Source organism: Candidatus Pantoea gossypiicola (assembly GCF_008632075.1).
GTDB classification, from domain to species: domain Bacteria; phylum Pseudomonadota; class Gammaproteobacteria; order Enterobacterales; family Enterobacteriaceae; genus Pantoea; species Pantoea gossypiicola.
Map to the genome: position 1 here is coordinate 33,362 of NZ_VWVM01000015.1, position 16,452 is coordinate 49,813.

At 57.2% G+C, this 16,452-nt stretch carries 14 protein-coding genes; 7 read left to right on the top strand and 7 right to left on the bottom strand.

What is annotated here, in order from left to right; translation table 11 throughout:
• Positions 1–21: 21 nt before the first annotated feature.
• From glnD to F3I20_RS17645, 3 genes are all read left to right on the top strand, one after another.
• Positions 22–2,676 (top strand): bifunctional uridylyltransferase/uridylyl-removing protein GlnD, encoded by a 2,655-nt coding sequence (glnD, locus tag F3I20_RS17635; RefSeq protein WP_150037665.1) that lies wholly within the window; start codon positions 22–24, stop codon positions 2,674–2,676.
• Between the two features lie 83 nt (positions 2,677–2,759).
• On the top strand, positions 2,760–3,584 hold the full coding sequence (dapD, locus tag F3I20_RS17640; RefSeq protein ID WP_150010709.1) for a 2,3,4,5-tetrahydropyridine-2,6-dicarboxylate N-succinyltransferase: 825 nt from the start codon (positions 2,760–2,762) through the stop codon (positions 3,582–3,584).
• Positions 3,585–3,808: 224 nt separating this feature from the next.
• Entirely contained in the window at positions 3,809–4,201 is a 393-nt protein-coding gene (locus tag F3I20_RS17645; RefSeq protein WP_033731626.1) for a DUF3461 family protein, read from the top strand.
• Between the two features lie 60 nt (positions 4,202–4,261).
• Here the strand turns inward: F3I20_RS17645 and F3I20_RS17650 are convergent, their stop codons facing one another.
• From F3I20_RS17650 to dgt, 3 genes are all read right to left on the bottom strand, one after another.
• Positions 4,262–5,419 (bottom strand): CdaR family transcriptional regulator, encoded by a 1,158-nt coding sequence (locus F3I20_RS17650; protein WP_013356833.1) that lies wholly within the window; start codon positions 5,417–5,419, stop codon positions 4,262–4,264.
• 185 nt (positions 5,420–5,604) lie between these two features.
• Positions 5,605–7,038, bottom strand: coding sequence for a serine endoprotease DegP (gene degP, locus F3I20_RS17655; RefSeq protein ID WP_150010711.1), 1,434 nt, complete (start codon positions 7,036–7,038; stop codon positions 5,605–5,607).
• A 134-nt stretch (positions 7,039–7,172) separates the two neighbouring features.
• Positions 7,173–8,663 (bottom strand): dGTPase, encoded by a 1,491-nt coding sequence (gene dgt, locus F3I20_RS17660; protein ID WP_150037664.1) that lies wholly within the window; start codon positions 8,661–8,663, stop codon positions 7,173–7,175.
• 92 nt (positions 8,664–8,755) lie between these two features.
• Here dgt and mtnN point away from each other — a divergent pair, with 92 nt between their 5' ends.
• The 3 genes from mtnN (at position 8,756) to F3I20_RS17675 (ending at position 10,616) form a co-directional block, all read left to right on the top strand.
• The gene (mtnN, locus tag F3I20_RS17665; protein WP_150010715.1) at positions 8,756–9,454 is read left to right on the top strand and encodes a 5'-methylthioadenosine/S-adenosylhomocysteine nucleosidase; all 699 of its coding nucleotides are present in this window, start codon (positions 8,756–8,758) and stop codon (positions 9,452–9,454) included.
• Entirely contained in the window at positions 9,447–10,241 is a 795-nt protein-coding gene (btuF, locus tag F3I20_RS17670; protein ID WP_150037663.1) for a vitamin B12 ABC transporter substrate-binding protein BtuF, read from the top strand. Before mtnN ends, btuF begins: the two co-directional genes overlap by 8 nt.
• A 123-nt stretch (positions 10,242–10,364) precedes the next feature.
• On the top strand, positions 10,365–10,616 hold the full coding sequence (locus F3I20_RS17675) for a hypothetical protein (protein ID WP_150010719.1): 252 nt from the start codon (positions 10,365–10,367) through the stop codon (positions 10,614–10,616).
• Positions 10,617–10,646: 30 nt separating this feature from the next.
• Here F3I20_RS17675 and erpA read toward each other — a convergent pair whose 3' ends face one another.
• Complete coding sequence (erpA, locus tag F3I20_RS17680) at positions 10,647–10,994, bottom strand: iron-sulfur cluster insertion protein ErpA (RefSeq protein ID WP_008925625.1); 348 nt, start codon at positions 10,992–10,994, stop codon at positions 10,647–10,649.
• Between the two features lie 204 nt (positions 10,995–11,198).
• Here erpA and hemL point away from each other — a divergent pair, with 204 nt between their 5' ends.
• Entirely contained in the window at positions 11,199–12,479 is a 1,281-nt protein-coding gene (gene hemL / locus F3I20_RS17685) for a glutamate-1-semialdehyde 2,1-aminomutase (RefSeq protein WP_150010721.1), read from the top strand.
• 277 nt (positions 12,480–12,756) lie between these two features.
• Here hemL and fhuB read toward each other — a convergent pair whose 3' ends face one another.
• The 3 genes from fhuB to fhuC are packed head-to-tail and all read right to left on the bottom strand — an operon-like array spanning position 12,757 to position 16,419.
• Positions 12,757–14,736 (bottom strand): Fe(3+)-hydroxamate ABC transporter permease FhuB, encoded by a 1,980-nt coding sequence (gene fhuB / locus F3I20_RS17690; protein WP_150037662.1) that lies wholly within the window; start codon positions 14,734–14,736, stop codon positions 12,757–12,759.
• On the bottom strand, positions 14,736–15,614 hold the full coding sequence (fhuD, locus tag F3I20_RS17695) for a Fe(3+)-hydroxamate ABC transporter substrate-binding protein FhuD (RefSeq protein WP_150011003.1): 879 nt from the start codon (positions 15,612–15,614) through the stop codon (positions 14,736–14,738). The genes fhuB and fhuD overlap by 1 nt, the downstream gene beginning before the upstream one ends.
• Before the next feature lie 10 nt (positions 15,615–15,624).
• Entirely contained in the window at positions 15,625–16,419 is a 795-nt protein-coding gene (fhuC, locus tag F3I20_RS17700) for a Fe3+-hydroxamate ABC transporter ATP-binding protein FhuC (protein WP_150010727.1), read from the bottom strand.
• Between the last annotated feature and the right edge of the window lie 33 nt (positions 16,420–16,452).

Genomic DNA, 16,452 nt, shown 5'->3' on the forward strand with positions numbered 1-16,452 from the left:
CTAAAAATAGAGAAAAGCTGCATGAGCGTGAGTCTGTCAGAAGAGGTAAAAAACGGTCTGGTCGATTCGCCGGCCGAATGGGGTGACGACCAGCTGACCCGCGACATTCTGAAGCCGCGGCTGGAGCAGTTTCAGCAGCACCTGGCTGCCGCATTTGATGCCGGTGAAGCCGTTGAGCCGCTGATTGATGCGCGTACGCTGTTTATCGATCGGCTGCTACGTCGCCTGTGGCGCTTTTTTGGCTTTGATGCGATGCCCTCTATCGCGCTGGTCGCCGTAGGCGGCTATGGCCGTGCCGAACTGCATCCGCTCTCTGACATTGATGTGTTGATCCTCAGCCGACAGCCGCTGGACGAACAGGCCGCACAGCGCACCAGCGATCTGCTGACGCTGATGTGGGACCTCAAGCTGGAAGTGGGCCATAGTGTCCGCACGCTGGAAGAGTGTCTGCTGGAAGGACTGTCAGACCTTACCGTTGCCACCAACCTGATTGAGTCGCGAATGCTGACCGGCGACGTGGCGCTGTTTCTGGAACTGCAGAAAAACATCTTCAGTGACGGCTTCTGGCCCTCATCCACCTTCTTTGCCGCCAAAATTGAAGAACAGCAGGAACGCCACAAGCGTTACCACGGCACCAGCTATAACCTTGAGCCGGACATCAAGAGCAGTCCGGGTGGTCTGCGCGATATCCATACGCTGCAGTGGGTCGCCCGACGTCATTTTGGTGCCACCACGCTGGATGAGATGGTTGGCTTTGGTTTCCTCACCGATGCGGAGCGCAGCGAACTCAACGAATGCCAGGAATTTCTCTGGCGCATCCGCTTTGCCCTGCATCTCTCCCTGCCCCGCTACGATAATCGGCTGCTGTTCGATCGCCAGCTCAGCGTGGCGCAGCGCCTGAATTACCAGGGTGAAGGTAATGAGCCGGTCGAGCGAATGATGAAAGACTTCTATCGCGTCACGCGGCGCATCGGCGAACTGAATCAGATGCTGCTGCAGCTGTTTGATGAGGCGATTCTGGCGCTCTCTACCAGCGAAAAACCGAGACCTGTCGATGATGATTTCCAGCTGCGTGGCGATTTGATCGACCTGCGCGATGAAACGCTGTTTACCCGCGAACCGCAGGCAATTCTGCGCATGTTCTATGTCATGGTGCGTAACGACAGCATCAAAGGGATCTACTCCACGACTCTGCGTCATCTGCGCCATGCGCGTCGTCATCTTAAACAGCCGCTGTGTCAGATTCCGGAAGCGCGTCGCACTTTTATGTCGATTCTGCGTCATCCCGGGGCGGTCAGCCGGGCACTGGTACCGATGCACCGTCACAGCGTGTTATGGGCTTACACGCCGCTGTGGGGCCATATTGTCGGCCAGATGCAGTTTGATCTGTTTCACGCCTACACCGTGGATGAGCACACTATCCGCGTGTTGCAGAAGCTGGAAAGCTTTGCCAATGAAACCACCCGTCCGCAGCATCCGCTCTGCGTAGAGTTATGGCCGCGTCTGCCACAGCAGGAGTTGTTGCTGATGGCAGCACTGCTGCACGACATTGCCAAAGGGCGCGGCGGCGATCACTCGATTCTCGGCGCACAGGACGCGCTCGACTTCGCTGAAATGCATGGCCTGAACTCGCGGGAAACGCAGCTGGTGGCCTGGCTGGTGCGCCATCATCTGCTGATGTCAGTGACAGCGCAAAGGCGCGATATTCAGGACCCGACGGTGATCCAGCAGTTCGCTGAGGTGATGCAGAATGAGAACCGGCTGCGCTATCTGGTTTGCCTGACCGTCGCCGATATCTGCGCCACCAACGAAAGCCTGTGGAACAGCTGGAAGCAGAGCCTGCTGCGCGAGCTCTTTTTCGCCACCGAGAAGCAGTTGCGACGCGGCATGGAAAACAGTCCGGACCTGCGTGAGCGGGTGCGTCACCATCGCCTGCAGGCGCTGGCGCTGCTACGGATGGACAACATCGATGAAGAGCGCCTGCACCAGATCTGGAATCGCTGCCGGGCAGATTATTTCCTGCGCCATACGCCTAATCAGATTGCCTGGCATGCCCGCCACTTACTGGTTCACGATCTGAAGAAACCGCTGGTGCTGGTCAGTCCGCAGGCCACGCGCGGCGGAACCGAAATTTTCATCTGGAGTCCCGATCGTCCGCACCTGTTTGCCGCCGTCGCCGGAGAACTCGACCGCCGCAATCTCAGCGTTCACGACGCGCAGATCTTTACCAGCCGCGACGGCATGGCCATGGATACCTTTATTGTGCTGGAACCGGATGGCAGCCCGCTGTCGCCAGATCGCCATCCGATGATCATTCAGGCGCTGGAGCAGGCGATCACCCAGTCTGACTGGGTGCCGCCGCGTACCCGCCGTCCGTCAGCCAAACTCCGACATTTTAGCGTGGATACCGAGGTCAATTTTCTGCCAACGCATACTGATCGTCGCAGCTACCTGGAGCTGGTGGCGCTGGATCAGCCAGGCCTGCTGGCGCGGGTCGGCGAAGTTTTTGCCGATCTCGGTGTGTCGCTGCACGGCGCACGCATCAGTACCATCGGCGAGCGGGTCGAAGATTTGTTTATTCTGGCCAACAGTGAACGTCAGGCGCTGGACGAAGAAATGCGCAAAGCGTTGCAACAACGGTTGACAGAGGCCCTTAATCCAAACGATAAAGTGTGACCAGACTCGATTTGTAAACATTAATCTCTTTACTTGTGTCGGGTTATTGCCCGGCATCGCACATGACAGATCAGGAAAAAAATATGCAACAGTTACAGAGCGTTATTGAATCCGCCTTCGAACGTCGCGCTGACATCACCCCTGCCAGCGTTGACAGCGAAACCCGTGATGCCATCAACCAGGTGATCTCTCTGCTGGACAGCGGTGAGCTGCGCGTTGCTGAGAAGATCGACGGCGAGTGGGTAACGCATCAGTGGCTGAAGAAAGCAGTGCTGCTCTCTTTCCGCATCAATGACAATCAGGTAATGGAAGGTGCAGAAACCCGCTTTTACGACAAAGTGCCAATGAAGTTTGCCGGCTGGGACGAAGCGCGTTTCAAAGCTGCAGGCTTCCGCGTCGTGCCGCCTGCGGCTGTCCGTCAGGGTGCCTGTATCGCCCGCAATACGGTGCTGATGCCTTCTTACGTCAACATTGGCGCTTTCGTAGATGAAGGTACCATGGTAGACACCTGGGCGACCGTCGGCTCCTGTGCGCAGATTGGTAAAAACGTTCACCTTTCTGGCGGCGTGGGTATCGGTGGCGTGCTGGAACCGCTGCAGGCTAACCCGACCATTATCGAAGACAACTGCTTCATTGGCGCACGCTCTGAAATCGTTGAAGGCGTGATTGTTGAAGAAGGCTCAGTGATCTCAATGGGCGTTTACATCGGTCAGAGCACCAAAATTTATGACCGCGAAACGGGCGAAGTCCATTATGGTCGTGTGCCTGCCGGTTCCGTGGTGGTTTCAGGTAACCTGCCGTCCAAAGATGGCAGCTACAGTCTCTACTGTGCGGTGATCGTGAAGAAAGTCGATGCGAAAACGCTGGGCAAAACCGGTATCAACGAACTGCTGCGCACTATAGAGTGATTAATCTGACGGGCTGGAAACCAGCCCGTCATCTTTTCTTTACAGTCATTACCAAATAACATGCTTCGCGCCGCGAATTAACTGGTGCGTTTAGTTTTTATCCAGGTCATAATCCGCGCCAGTTAAATCCTGTCGCGCAATGTTCATCCCGCTTATTTATGTCTACAGTTGACGGACGTCATGAACAAGTCTGCGCGCTTCTCACTTTTGATGGAAACAACGCTATGTATGACAATCTGAAAAGCTTAGGTATCAGTAATCCGGACGACATTGACCGCTACAGCCTGCGTCAGGAAGCCAATAACGACATTCTGAAGATCTACTTCCGCAAAGATAAAGGCGAGTTTTTCGCGAAGAGCGTTAAATTCAAATATCCGCGCCAGCGCAAAACTGTCGTTGCCGATCACGCGACGCAGGGCTACAAAGAAGTTCAGGAAATCAGCCCGAATCTGCGTTATGTCATCGATGAACTGGACCAGATTTGCCAGCGCGATCAGGTTGAAGTGGATCTGAAACGCAAAATTCTGGATGACCTGCGTCATCTGGAAAGCGTCGTCGCCCACAAGATCTCAGAAATTGAATCGGACCTGGAAAAATTAACCCGTAACAGCCGTTAATGTCCTGTACGACAAGAGAGGCCAGCTTTGCTGGCCTTTTTTATGCCGCAAATCTGCTCTCTACCCCTGCTCATCCAGTTGCAAAGCCACATAGAGCAACAGCCTGTCGTCAAAATGGCCCAGATTCAGTCCGGTCAGTTCAGAAATCCGGTTCAGGCGGTACTCCAGCGTATTACGATGAATGAACAGCGCACGTGCGGTAGCGCTCGGCTGGACGTTATGGGTGAACCAAGCGATTAGCGTGCGGCGCAGCAAACCGTTGTTATCCATGCTCTTGAGCTTCGCCAGCGGCCGGGCGAGTTCATTGGCCTGCCAGCCGCCTCGCAGGCTGTCGAGCAGCACCGGCAGTACCAGATCCTGATAAAAATAGCTGCGCACTTCGGGCATACGCTGCTTGCCCACCATCATGGTGGTGCGCGCCGTCCGGTAAGAGCGTGCGATACTGCCCGGCCCGGTAAAGAAGTTACCCAGCGCGATGCGCATCCGAAGATGACCACTCTCTTTCATCCGCTGCAGCAACTGCTCAACGCGGCGTCGATGATCATCCTGATCGTAACGTCCATGCCCATTCAGGGCGGGTTTCAGCACCACCATTTCGGTCAGTGACACAATGGCGATCAGATTATCGCGCTCCGGTGTGGTCAGCAGCGTTTGCAGTTGCTGTAGCTCTGACATCGCACTGTCGACACCAAGCTGACCGCTATCCACCTCCAGAACGGCCACCACTCGCGGTTGATTAAGATCGATGCCAAGCCGCTGAGCCCATTCGGTGAGCTGTGGCGACAGAGTATCGCTGCGGATGAGATTCAGCACCAGCTCTTCACGCAGACGGCTGTCCTGTGCCAGCATATGCAGAAGCCGCGCCTGCTCCAGCATCATTTCTGCGGTCATGCAGACCAGCTCGCCGTAGTGTCTCAAGGCCAGCGGCTCGCCGGTCAGGCCAATCACCCCGACGATGTCACCATCAATGCGCAGCGGCAGGTTAATGCCGGGCCGTACGCCATGAAGGTGTTTAGCTACCGCTTCATCGATGTCGACTACGCGGCCCTGCGAAAGCACCAGCAGCGCACCTTCGTGCAACTCCCCAATGCGTTCCCGGTCACCGCTGCCGATAATGCGGCCCCGCGCATCCATCACATTGACATTGCTGTCAATAATTTTCATGGTGCGCGCCACGATATCCTGTGCCAGCCGGGCATCAAGGTGATAGGTAGCCATCCATTACTCCTGAAAAAGAGGGGGGAGAAACAGAATACGCATGGGAAGCAGGCAGCACATTGTGCATTTGCATAGAGCCAGCCGGTCATTTGCCGAATTTGCGGTAAGCATCACACTCTGCCGGGGCAAACGCCGGGCATAAAAAAGGCAGACCGCAGTCCGCCTCTTTATCAGTGGTCGTTCCGTTACTGCATCAGCAGGTAGATACTGCTATCGCCGCGCTTCACATTCAGCGCCAGAACAGCGGGCTTGGTATCGAGGACTTTGCGCAGCTCGCCGAGGTTGGTTACCGGCTGCTGGTTAACGCCCTGAATCACGTCACCCTTCTTCAGGCCGATACGCGCTGCGGCACTGCCCGCTTTCACATTATCAACGCGAACGCCTTTATCGCCGGTTTCAACATTGCTGAGGTCAGCGCCTTCAATGCCGTTGTAGATGGTGGCGGACTGCACTTTCGCCTGGCTGCTCTGCTGCAACTTAACAGAAACATCGACCGGTTTGCCGTCACGCAGCAGGCCCAGCTTCAGGGTGGTGCCAACCGGCAGTGAACCCACTTCTGCACGCAGTGAAGCAAAGCTGCTCAGCGGTTTGCCGTTCATGGAGACAATCACGTCACCGGCTTTAATACCCGCTTTCGCGGCAGCGGAGTCTGGCAGTACCTGGCTGACAAACGCACCACGCTGTGCGTCCACCTTCATCGCTTTAGCCAGTTCGGAATTGAGTTCCGTGCCCTGCACGCCCAGCTCGCCGCGTTTCACCTGTCCAAACTCCACCATCTGCGCCGTCAGGTTTTTCACCATGTTGCTGGGGATAGCAAAGCCGATACCGATGTTGCCGCCATCCGGTGCCAGAATCGCGGTGTTAATCCCGATCAGCTCACCGTTGAGGTTAACCAGCGCACCACCGGAGTTGCCCCGGTTAATCGCCGCATCGGTCTGAATAAAGTTCTCATAATTTTCCACATTCAGGCCGCTGCGTCCCAGCGCAGAGACGATACCTGACGTCACGGTTTCGCCCAGTCCGTAAGGGTTACCGATGGCCACGGTGTAATCACCCACCCGCAGGCTGTCAGAGTCGGCGATCTTCACTGCGGTCAGGTTTTTGGCGTCCTGCAGCTGCACCAGCGCAATATCGGAACTCGGATCTTTGCCAATGACTTTGGCGTCATAGCGACGGCCATCGCTCAGCTGCACCTGAATTTTGGTGGCATTGTTCACCACGTGGTTGTTGGTGACCACATAGCCTTTCTCGGCGTTAATGATGACACCCGATCCCAGCGCGCGGAATTTCTCCTGCTGGGTATCCGGGCCTGGCGCTCCGCCGTTACCACCGTTCTGGCACATGGGTGAACCCTGGAACGGTGAACCGTCCTGGCAGAATGGCGAATTGTCGCCAAAGAATTGCTGAAACTGCTGTGGCATGCGTGGCGTTTTGACTGTGGTGGTGCCCTCAACGCTGATACTGACCACAGACGGCATCACTTTTTCCAGCATGGGAGCCAGGCTTGGCAGTTGCTGGCTTTCGGAAGAGGCCGTTTGCGCAGCAGAAACAGTAACAGGGGCGAGCGCCATGCTCAGGCTCAACGCCAGCGCACTTAACACTAAAGTCTTTTTTTTCATTTTTCGTTTCTCAATAAGATTACTGTTCAGACCATTGCTGTGGTCGAAAGGTGAGATAAATGTTTTAGCGCGAAGTTCCTTTAAAAGTTTAAGTCAAAGGTAAAAATTTATTCGCGCTCTTTACAATCGGCGGCTTATTCTACTGCCATCAGACGCCGGTACTCATCCCAGGCATAGAGATCGGTCATACCGCTAATATAATCCTGAATAAGCCGGAAGCGATAATAACGCTCCCACAACAGCCGCTGATATTTATGCTCCACAACCAGATTACGCATCTTGTGCAAATAGGCTTTGCGGTGTTTCCCGGAGAGCTTATGAAAAAGTCGCGTTTCAATCGGGTGCTGGCGTAAAAAATCCTCATTCATCAGCGTGGTAAAGGCTTCATAATTGAGGCGCATCAGCGGCTGATAGATCTCCAGCAGCCCTTTAATCACGCGGTAACCCTGCAGCTCCAGCTGTTCAACTTCGGAGTGATTAAACACCTGCTGGCGCGCAACGGTCTTAAACAGTTGCAGTAAGCGACCCTCTTCACCCTCATCTTCCAGCAGCGCATGGTTAAAACTTCCCTCGAATATTGCAGGAAGATTATCAACAAAACGTTTCACCGCGTAACTGACCAGCACGCTCTGAACATTTACGCGTAATGACATAAAAAACTGATCGCTGCGGCTGCGGCGTTTTTTACTGCAGGCTTCACGCCAGGCTTCACCAATAGTTCGGCTGAAAGCGTCATTATTTTTAACCGGCCCCCAGGTTTTATTGAGAAATTCAAACAAACTCTCAACATTAAAGATATCTTTTTCTACAGCGTCGTCCAAATCGGCAATACAATAGGAGATATCATCCGCCGCTTCCATTATATAGGTGAGCGGAAAGCGGTGGTGTTCTTCCATATTGGTGGCAGCACGCAGGTCGGCAATATAATCCTGCTCAGAGAGATAAAAACCGGGCTTCTTCATTAACACGCTAAATTCGGCAGGCTTTTCACCCTGCCACCAGGCAGGTGCAGTGTATTTCAGAATACAGGCGACCTGAGAGTAGCTGAGATTGAGTTGCAGCAGCGTATGCACCATACGGATAGCCTGCGCGTTGCCCTCAAAATGGCAGAGATCCTGGCGTATCATGGCGTTCAGCTCATCAAAGGCTTTACGCTGCGCATCGCCTTCAACCCCCGCCACCAGCGGATCGACCAGCTCGGCAGCCAGGTTATCTTCAAACCAGTCGTTAATAGCCGCCTCGCCAAAATGACCAAACGGCGGATTACCCACGTCATGCAGCAGACACGCCATTTCGATCAGGCTTTCAAAAGCGCCTTCAAGCTCATCCAGACCATATTGTGCCAGTCCACCCTGCATCTTCAGGGTTTGCAGGATCTCTTTGGTGATGTAGCGTCCGGTCTGCTGCACCTCCAGCGAGTGCGTCAGTCGGGAACGGACGGCGGCATTGCGCTCCAGCGGAAAGACCTGCGTTTTCTGCTGCAGTCGCCGGATGGCGGCAGAGTTGATAATCCGTCCACGATCGCTCTCAAAATGGCGGGTAATGTAATATTCGCCTTCCGGATCTTTTCGGCTGGTATAAGGGCGCGAGAAGCTGATCTTCTTCCTGAAATTGATCGCCGACATGAATTACCCCTGACTTTTTCGTGAATTAATCCCCTGGATGCCATGGTAGACTATGCCCTAAATTTTGATTCTTTACATTAGCGGAACTCACTATGAAAGCAGGCATTATTGGCGCGATGGAGCAGGAAGTCACACTGCTGCGCGACAAAATTGAAAACCGTCAAACGCTGTCGCTGGCGGGTTGTGAAATCTATACCGGCACCCTGCAGGGCGTTGAGGTGGCACTGCTGAAATCAGGCATTGGTAAAACCTCTGCGGCGCTGGGCACCACGCTGCTGCTGCAGCTCTGCAAACCCGATGTGGTGATCAACACCGGTTCGGCGGGCGGTTTAGCGCCGTCGCTCAGCGTCGGCGATATCGTAGTGTCAGATGAAGTGCGTTATCACGATGCGGATGTCACCGCTTTTGGTTACGAGCCAGGGCAGATGGCGGGTTGCCCGGCCGCGTTTATGGCAGACAGCAAGCTTATCGCCGCAGCGGAAGCCTGCATTAAGCAGCTGGACCTGAATGCCGTACGCGGTCTGGTGGTAAGCGGTGATGCCTTTATCAATGGTGCCGAACCGCTGGCGCGCATTCGCAACCTGTTCCCACAGGCGATTGCCGTTGAGATGGAAGCGACTGCCATCGGTCACGTCTGTCATCAGTTCCAGGTACCGTTTGTGGTGGTCCGTGCGATTTCCGACGTGGCCGATAAGGAATCTCATCTCAGCTTTGATGAGTTCTTAAGCGTAGCGGCGAAGCAATCTTCGCTGTTGGTGGAGAACCTGCTGGCGCATCTGGCGCGTGGCTAAAACGCTGCTTTTCTGCTGGCTGCTGCTGTTGAGCGGCAGCCTGCTTGCCTCCCCGCCCCGTGTTATCACCCTCGCTCCCCACCTTACTGAACTCGCCTTTGCTGCCGGGATTACGCCGATTGCGGTCAGTGCGTGGTCTGACTACCCGCCGCAGGCGAAACAGATTGAACAGGTCGCCAACTGGCAGGGCATCAAGGCCGAACGCATTCTGCAGCTCAAACCGGATCTGGTCTTAGCCTGGCGCGGCGGTAATCCGCAACGTCAGATTGACCAGTTGCAGCAGCTTGGGGTACCGGTTAAATGGATTGATCCGCAGACGCTGGAGGAGATGTTCACGGCGCTGGTCGATCTGGGCCGCTGGAGTCCCAGCCCGGAGCAGGCAAGCAGAGCGGCTCAGGCGTTACGGCAGCAGGAAGCCGCACTGCGTCAGCGCTATACTCACCTGACTGCGGTTCCGCTTTTTTTACAGTTTGGACAGCAGCCGCTGTTTACCGCCGCCAGAGCCACGCTGCAGAATGAGATTATTACATTATGTGGTGGCAGGAATATCTTTGCCGACAGTCGCGTCAGCTGGCCACAGGTTAGCCGTGAGCAGGTACTGATGCGCCATCCTCAGGCCGTGGTGACAGCGGGCAGTGCACAGCAGGCGGAAAACATCCGTGACTTCTGGCGGCCACAGCTCACTGTGCCGGTGATTGCCATCAACGAGGACTGGCTGAGCCGGCCAGGCCCACGACTGCTGCTGGCGGCGCAGCAACTCTGTGTGGCCCTGCATCCCGCTGAATAAACCAGCGAAATGATTAAAGTTGCTGCACTTTTTGCCGTTAATCAATACCAGAGACGAGCCGGCCACGTATGCTTGCCGTCCTTTTAGCGCCACGGCGCTTTTTTAAAACACCAGGAACCATCTATGACCAGAGCACTGCTGCTGGCCATAGGGCTATCGATCGCCGGATCTGCATTTGCGGGATCGATTAATGGCTCTATAGGCGCCAGGCTTGTCATCTATTCACGCTGTGAAATCAACACGGCTAACGGTCAGCCCGCGCCGCAGGTGAACTGCGGCAGACAGGCAAGCGCGCAGCCACGCGTGACCCATAGTCAGATTCAGTCGCAGGGAAGTGTGAAACAGAGTAACCGGCTGGTCACAATAGAGTGGTAAACGAGGCCGTCGTGATGACGGCCTTCGTCATCAGATACTGAAGGAAGAGCCACAGCCACAGGTGGTTTTGGCATTCGGATTGGTCACGATAAAGCGTGAGCCTTCCAGACCTTCGGTATAATCCACTGAACCGCCCACCAGATATTGCAGGCTCATCGGGTCAACCACCAGCGAGACGCCCTGCTTTTCGATCGTCATGTCGCCATCATTCAGTTGGTCATCAAAGGTGAAGCCGTACTGGAAACCACTGCAACCGCCACCGGTGATATAGACGCGAAGTTTCAGCGCCGGGTTCTCTTCGTCGGCAATCAGGTTCTTCACCTTGGTGGCTGCGGCGTCGGTAAACTGCAACGGCAGTGCTACTACTTCATCACTCATGTTTTACTCCGGTAAACGCCCAGGTCAGAAAACGACCTTAATTACGCTATTATCAGCCAGCACCTCAGCGCAATCAAGCTCTCCCCTTCGCACTCTGTGCCGCTTTTACCTCTGTTAAGGGCGCTGCGGGTGAATCCGCCTTTCGTCTGCTGCCCCTCTTCCGTAGAATAGTGCAATATTTTTTGTGAACCGCTGGAGCCGAAAATGAGTAAGTCCGAACAACTGTTTGCCGAGGCACAACGCCTGATCCCGGGCGGGGTAAACTCGCCAGTACGCGCATTTACCGGTGTGGGCGGCGTTCCACTGTTTATTGAACATGCTGATGGCGCGTATCTCTATGACGCCGATGGCAAAGCCTATATCGACTACGTGGGCTCATGGGGTCCGATGGTGCTGGGCCATAACAACGCGGCGATCCGCAATGCCGTGATCGAAGCGGCCCAGCGCGGCCTGAGCTTTGGCGCACCGACCGAAATGGAAGTGACCATGGCACAGCTGGTGTGTGAGCTGGTGCCTTCTATGGAGATGGTGCGGATGGTCAACTCCGGCACCGAAGCGACCATGAGCGCGATTCGTCTGGCACGTGGCTTTACCGGCCGCGATAAAATTATCAAGTTTGAAGGCTGCTATCACGGTCACGCCGATCATCTGCTGGTGAAAGCCGGTTCCGGTGCCTTAACGCTGGGTCAGCCAAACTCGCCGGGCGTACCGGCTGATTTCGCTAAACACACCCTGACCTGCACCTTTAATGACCTCGACTCAGTGCGCAGCGCCTTTGAGCAATATCCTGACGCCATCGCGGCCATCATCGTTGAGCCGGTTGCCGGCAACATGAACTGCATTCCGCCGCAGCCGGAATTCCTGCCAGGCCTGCGCGCGATCTGCGATGAGTTCGGCGCACTGCTGATTATTGATGAAGTGATGACCGGTTTCCGCGTGGCGCTGGGTGGCGCGCAGGCTCACTACAATGTGCGTCCTGACCTGACCTGCCTCGGAAAGATTATCGGTGGCGGGATGCCGGTTGGCGCATTCGGTGGCCGTCGCGACGTGATGGCTGCGCTGGCCCCGACCGGTCCGGTTTATCAGGCGGGCACGCTCTCCGGTAACCCAATCGCGATGGCCGCCGGTTTTGCCTGCCTGACGCAGATCGCGCAGCCTGGCACGCACGAAAAGCTGGATGCCCTGACCCGCCAGCTGGCTGAGGGTCTGCGCGAGGCAGCACAACAGCAAAATATCCCGCTGGTGATCAACCATGTGGGCGGGATGTTTGGCCTGTTCTTCACCGACGCTGACAGCGTGACCTGTTATGCCGATGTGACACGCTGCGATGTAGCGCGCTTTAAAACCTTCTTCCATCTGATGCTGGAGGAGGGCGTTTACTTTGCGCCATCAGCTTATGAAGCAGGCTTTATGTCGCTGGCACACAGCGAAGAGGATATTCAGCGCACGGTCGACGCCGCGCGTCGTTGTTTCGCGAAGCTGTAATTTCGGCGGCGTTAAAGACGAAGACCGGCAGCAGCCGGTCTTTTGTTATTGATGAGGTTTGCCCCGCTCTGTTGTGGGAGGGTGCATGCACAGGAAACAGGGTCAGATCGGAAAGGCGCGAAAGCCGTCATCCATGACTCGCTCGGCCCGCGCCGTCCATGGCGCGGGACGCTTTCCTCCTCTGCCCCAATTCCCTGCGCATTGAGCTTCTTCGTTGTTGTCAGATTCACCCTACTTTGGATCTGGCCGCAGTCTGAAACCAGCCTGCTTTTTCATCTTAACCTGAACGCCGCAGCAGCCAGATAAAGTAAGGCGCACCTAAAAACGTCGCCATCAGCCCGGCAGGGATTTGATCCGGAAATGCCAGCATTCGCCCGCACCAGTCAGCCAGTATCATCAATCCCCCGCCCAGCAATCCCGACAGCAGCAGTTGCGGCAAGGCCCGCCGGAACCCCAACATCCGCGCCATATGCGGTGCTATCAGTCCGACAAAACTCAGCGGACCGATAGTCAGCGTCGCGCTGGCGGTCAGCGCGGCGGCCAGCAGCAGCAGACTCAGCCGCGCGGGCGTCAGCGCCATGCCCGCCGAGCGCGCGGTCGCACTTCCTAGCGGCAGCAGCGTCAGCCAGCGGCTCGCCAATGGAGCAAGCGACACCAGCACCAGCGCGCAAATTGCGCTCTGAATCGCCTGACTGCCGCTGATGTTATAGGTCGAGCCGGAGATCCAGCTCAGCAGCCCGCCCATACGCGGATCGCCGCTGGCCAGCAGCAACATCAGCAGGGTGACAAAGGCGCTGTTAAGCGCCATACCCGCCAGCAGCATCCGCTCCGGCGAGAAGCCGCCACGGCTGGCTACCGCCATAATCACCAGCAGCGTCAGCGCGGCACCCAACGCACCGGCGGGCAGCAGCCAGACCATCGCATCGCCTGGCACAAAGAACATCATGACCACTACACCGCAGGCAGCTCCGGAACTGATGCCCAGCACTTCCGGGCTGGCCATGGGATTGCCGGTCAGCCGCTGAATCAGACTCCCCGCCACGCCCAGCATCAGACCGGTTACCAGTGCCGCCAGCACGCGCGGCGCGCGCCACGGCAGCAGTGATTGCAGCATCTCGCCCGCTGCCCCGCTCCAGCCCTGCGCATCACGTCCAAACGCCAGACCACCCCACGCCAGCAGGGCAAGAACAGCGAGACCGATCAGCGCCCAGCGCAGCAGGTTCTGTCGCTCGGCGGGCACATAGTCACCCTGATTCAGCGCGGGCGGCACTGAACCAGTGCGCAGTCGCGGCAGCAGCCACAGCAGAATCGGTACGCCAAGCAGGGCCGTGGCCGTGCCGGTCGGAATATCGCGCCAGTGTGCGCTGAGCCATAACACACAGCTATCTGCAAGCCACAGCAGCAGCGCGCCAGCCAGCGGTGCCAGCAGCATCCGGGTGAGGAGTCGTCGTCCACCCAGCATCTTCGCCAGCAGCGGCGCAAACAGCCCGATAAAACCGATGATACCGGCGACATTGACCAGCTGTGCGCTGAGCAGAATCGCCAGTCCAAGACCGCCAATACGTGCCACAGAGAGTGTCAGACCCAGATTTTTTGCGACACCATCATCCAGCCCCATCAGCGTCAGCGGACGCATCAGCGCCAGCGCCAGCACAAACGCCAGCAGCAGGCGCGGCCAGAGTTGCTGCACGTTTTCCCAGCTCATCTGATTCAGCGCGCCGGTGCTCCACAGAAACATGTTTTGCAGCTGATCGTGATTGAAGATTGCGAAGATTTGATTCACCGCGCCGCTATACAGGCTCAGTACCAGTCCGGCCAGAATCAGCGTCACCGGCGACAGACGTTTGCCCCAGGCCACACCAAACACCAGCGCGCCCACCAGCAACGCACCGCTAAGCGCAGCAAACTGCTGTGTCAACGCCCCGCCTGGCAGATGCCACAGCGTCGCCACGGTAATGCCCAGCTGCGCGCCGGAAGAGACGCCAAGCGTGGTTGGCTCCGCCAGTGGGTTGCGCAGGATCTGCTGAAACAGCAGACCGGCTAACCCCAGCCCGGCACCCACCAGCAGCGCCAGCGCCGTGCGCGGCAGCAGGCTGTAGTGAAACACCATCTGCGGCAGACTATCGACGGCTGGTGACCAGAATGCCTGCCACCATTCAGCCTGTGGCAGTGCCTGGTGCAGATTAACCAGCGTCAGGCTGAGTGAGAGCAGAAACAGCAGGCTGAGGAAGACTGCGGGAAACAGTGCATGGCGCATCAGTGCGTCTCCAGCGCGCGTTCCAGCACGCGAACAAAGTGCAGCGCCGAGAGCGTTGCACCGTAATACCAGACCGCCGGGACGCGCTGAAAGCGTCCGGTGCGAACAAACGGCATGGCCTGCCACAGCGGACTGCGCATCAGCTGCTGCATCTCCACGTCATTGTCATGATCGAAACAGATAACATCCACCTCCCCGGCCTGCGCCAGCTGTTCGATGCCGATCACTGCGCTGCCCCAGAAGTTGGTTTCGCCCTGCCAGCCATTTTTCAGGCCCAGCAGCGTCATCACTTCCAGGAACAGGCTGTTTTTACCGAAGGTAATGGCGTGACGACTGTCGAGCAGCGACATCAGCAGAAGCGTGCGTCCGGCATAGGGTGCCAGCCGCTCACGCGCCGCTGCCAGCCGATCATCGACCTCGCGCAGATGCTGCTCCGCGCGCTCATTTAATCCCAGGCGCGCCGCCAGCTGACGCAGTGATGCGCGCGCGGCGGTGAAGGGTTTTCCGTCGCCGCTGTGAAGGTCGAAGCCCATGATGGGTGCGATGCGCGTCAGTTTCTCTTTAGGCGGGCCGTAGCCGTTGGAGCAGAGGATCAGCGACGGCTGCATTTGCGCCATCAGCTCAAGATTGGGTTCGGTGCGCAGGCCTACGTCAATCACGTCCGCAGGCAGCTTCGGCTCCCCGACCCAGATGTTGTAGTTGTGCAGATCGGCCACGCCCCAGGGCGTAACGCCCAGCGCTATCAGCAGTTCGGTGGGTAACCACTCCAGTGCGATAATCCGGCCCGGATTCGGCGTGGCAGCACGCAGAGGAAGCGCACAAAACAGCGGCGAGGCCGCCAGTGCCAGCAACAGGCGGCGGCGATAAAGATCGGGCATCATCCTTTCCTTAACAGACAAAACTAACCGGCGAGCCGCCCTGCGGGTGCGGTAAAATGCCCATCGGAATGCCATAAATTGCACCGAGCACCTCTGGCTGCATAATCGCCTCCGCGTCACCTTCGGCAATCATCGCGCCCTGACGCAGCGCCACCAGATGATCGCAGTAGCGTGCCGCCATATTGATATCGTGCAGCACCGCAATGACGGTCAGGCCGCGCTGCTGGCTCAGATCTTTGATCAGCGCCAGTACCTCAACCTGATGGGCAATATCCAGCGCCGAGGTCGGTTCATCCAGCAGCAGACAGCGACTGTTCTGCGCCACCATCATTGCCAGCCAGGCGCGCTGACGCTCACCGCCTGACAGACTGTCCACCAGCCGGCCGGCAAAGGGCTTTAGCCCGACCTGCGCAATCGCATCCTCTACCCTATCGCGATCCTCCTGACCAAAGCGCCCCAGCGCCCCGTGCCAGGGATAGCGGCCAATCGCCACCAGTTCACGCACCGTCATCCCTTCGGCGGCCGGTAACTGCTGAGGCAGATAGGCCACCTCGCGGGCAAAGGCTTTACTGTGCCAGCGCCCGACCGGCTGCTGATTCAGCAAAACCTCTCCACTACTGGCCGCATGATGACGGCCCAGCATTTTCAACAGCGTCGATTTGCCCGAGCCATTATGACCAATCAGCGCGGTCATTTTACCCGGTGGAAAAGTCAGCGACAGGGGCTGGAGGAGAGTGCGGCCGGGCACTTCGAAACTGGCATTCTCCAGCCTGAAGGTTGCCTCTTCTGCGTGCGGATGCGGCATGGTTATCCCTGTGAACGGGCGCCGAAGCGCCCG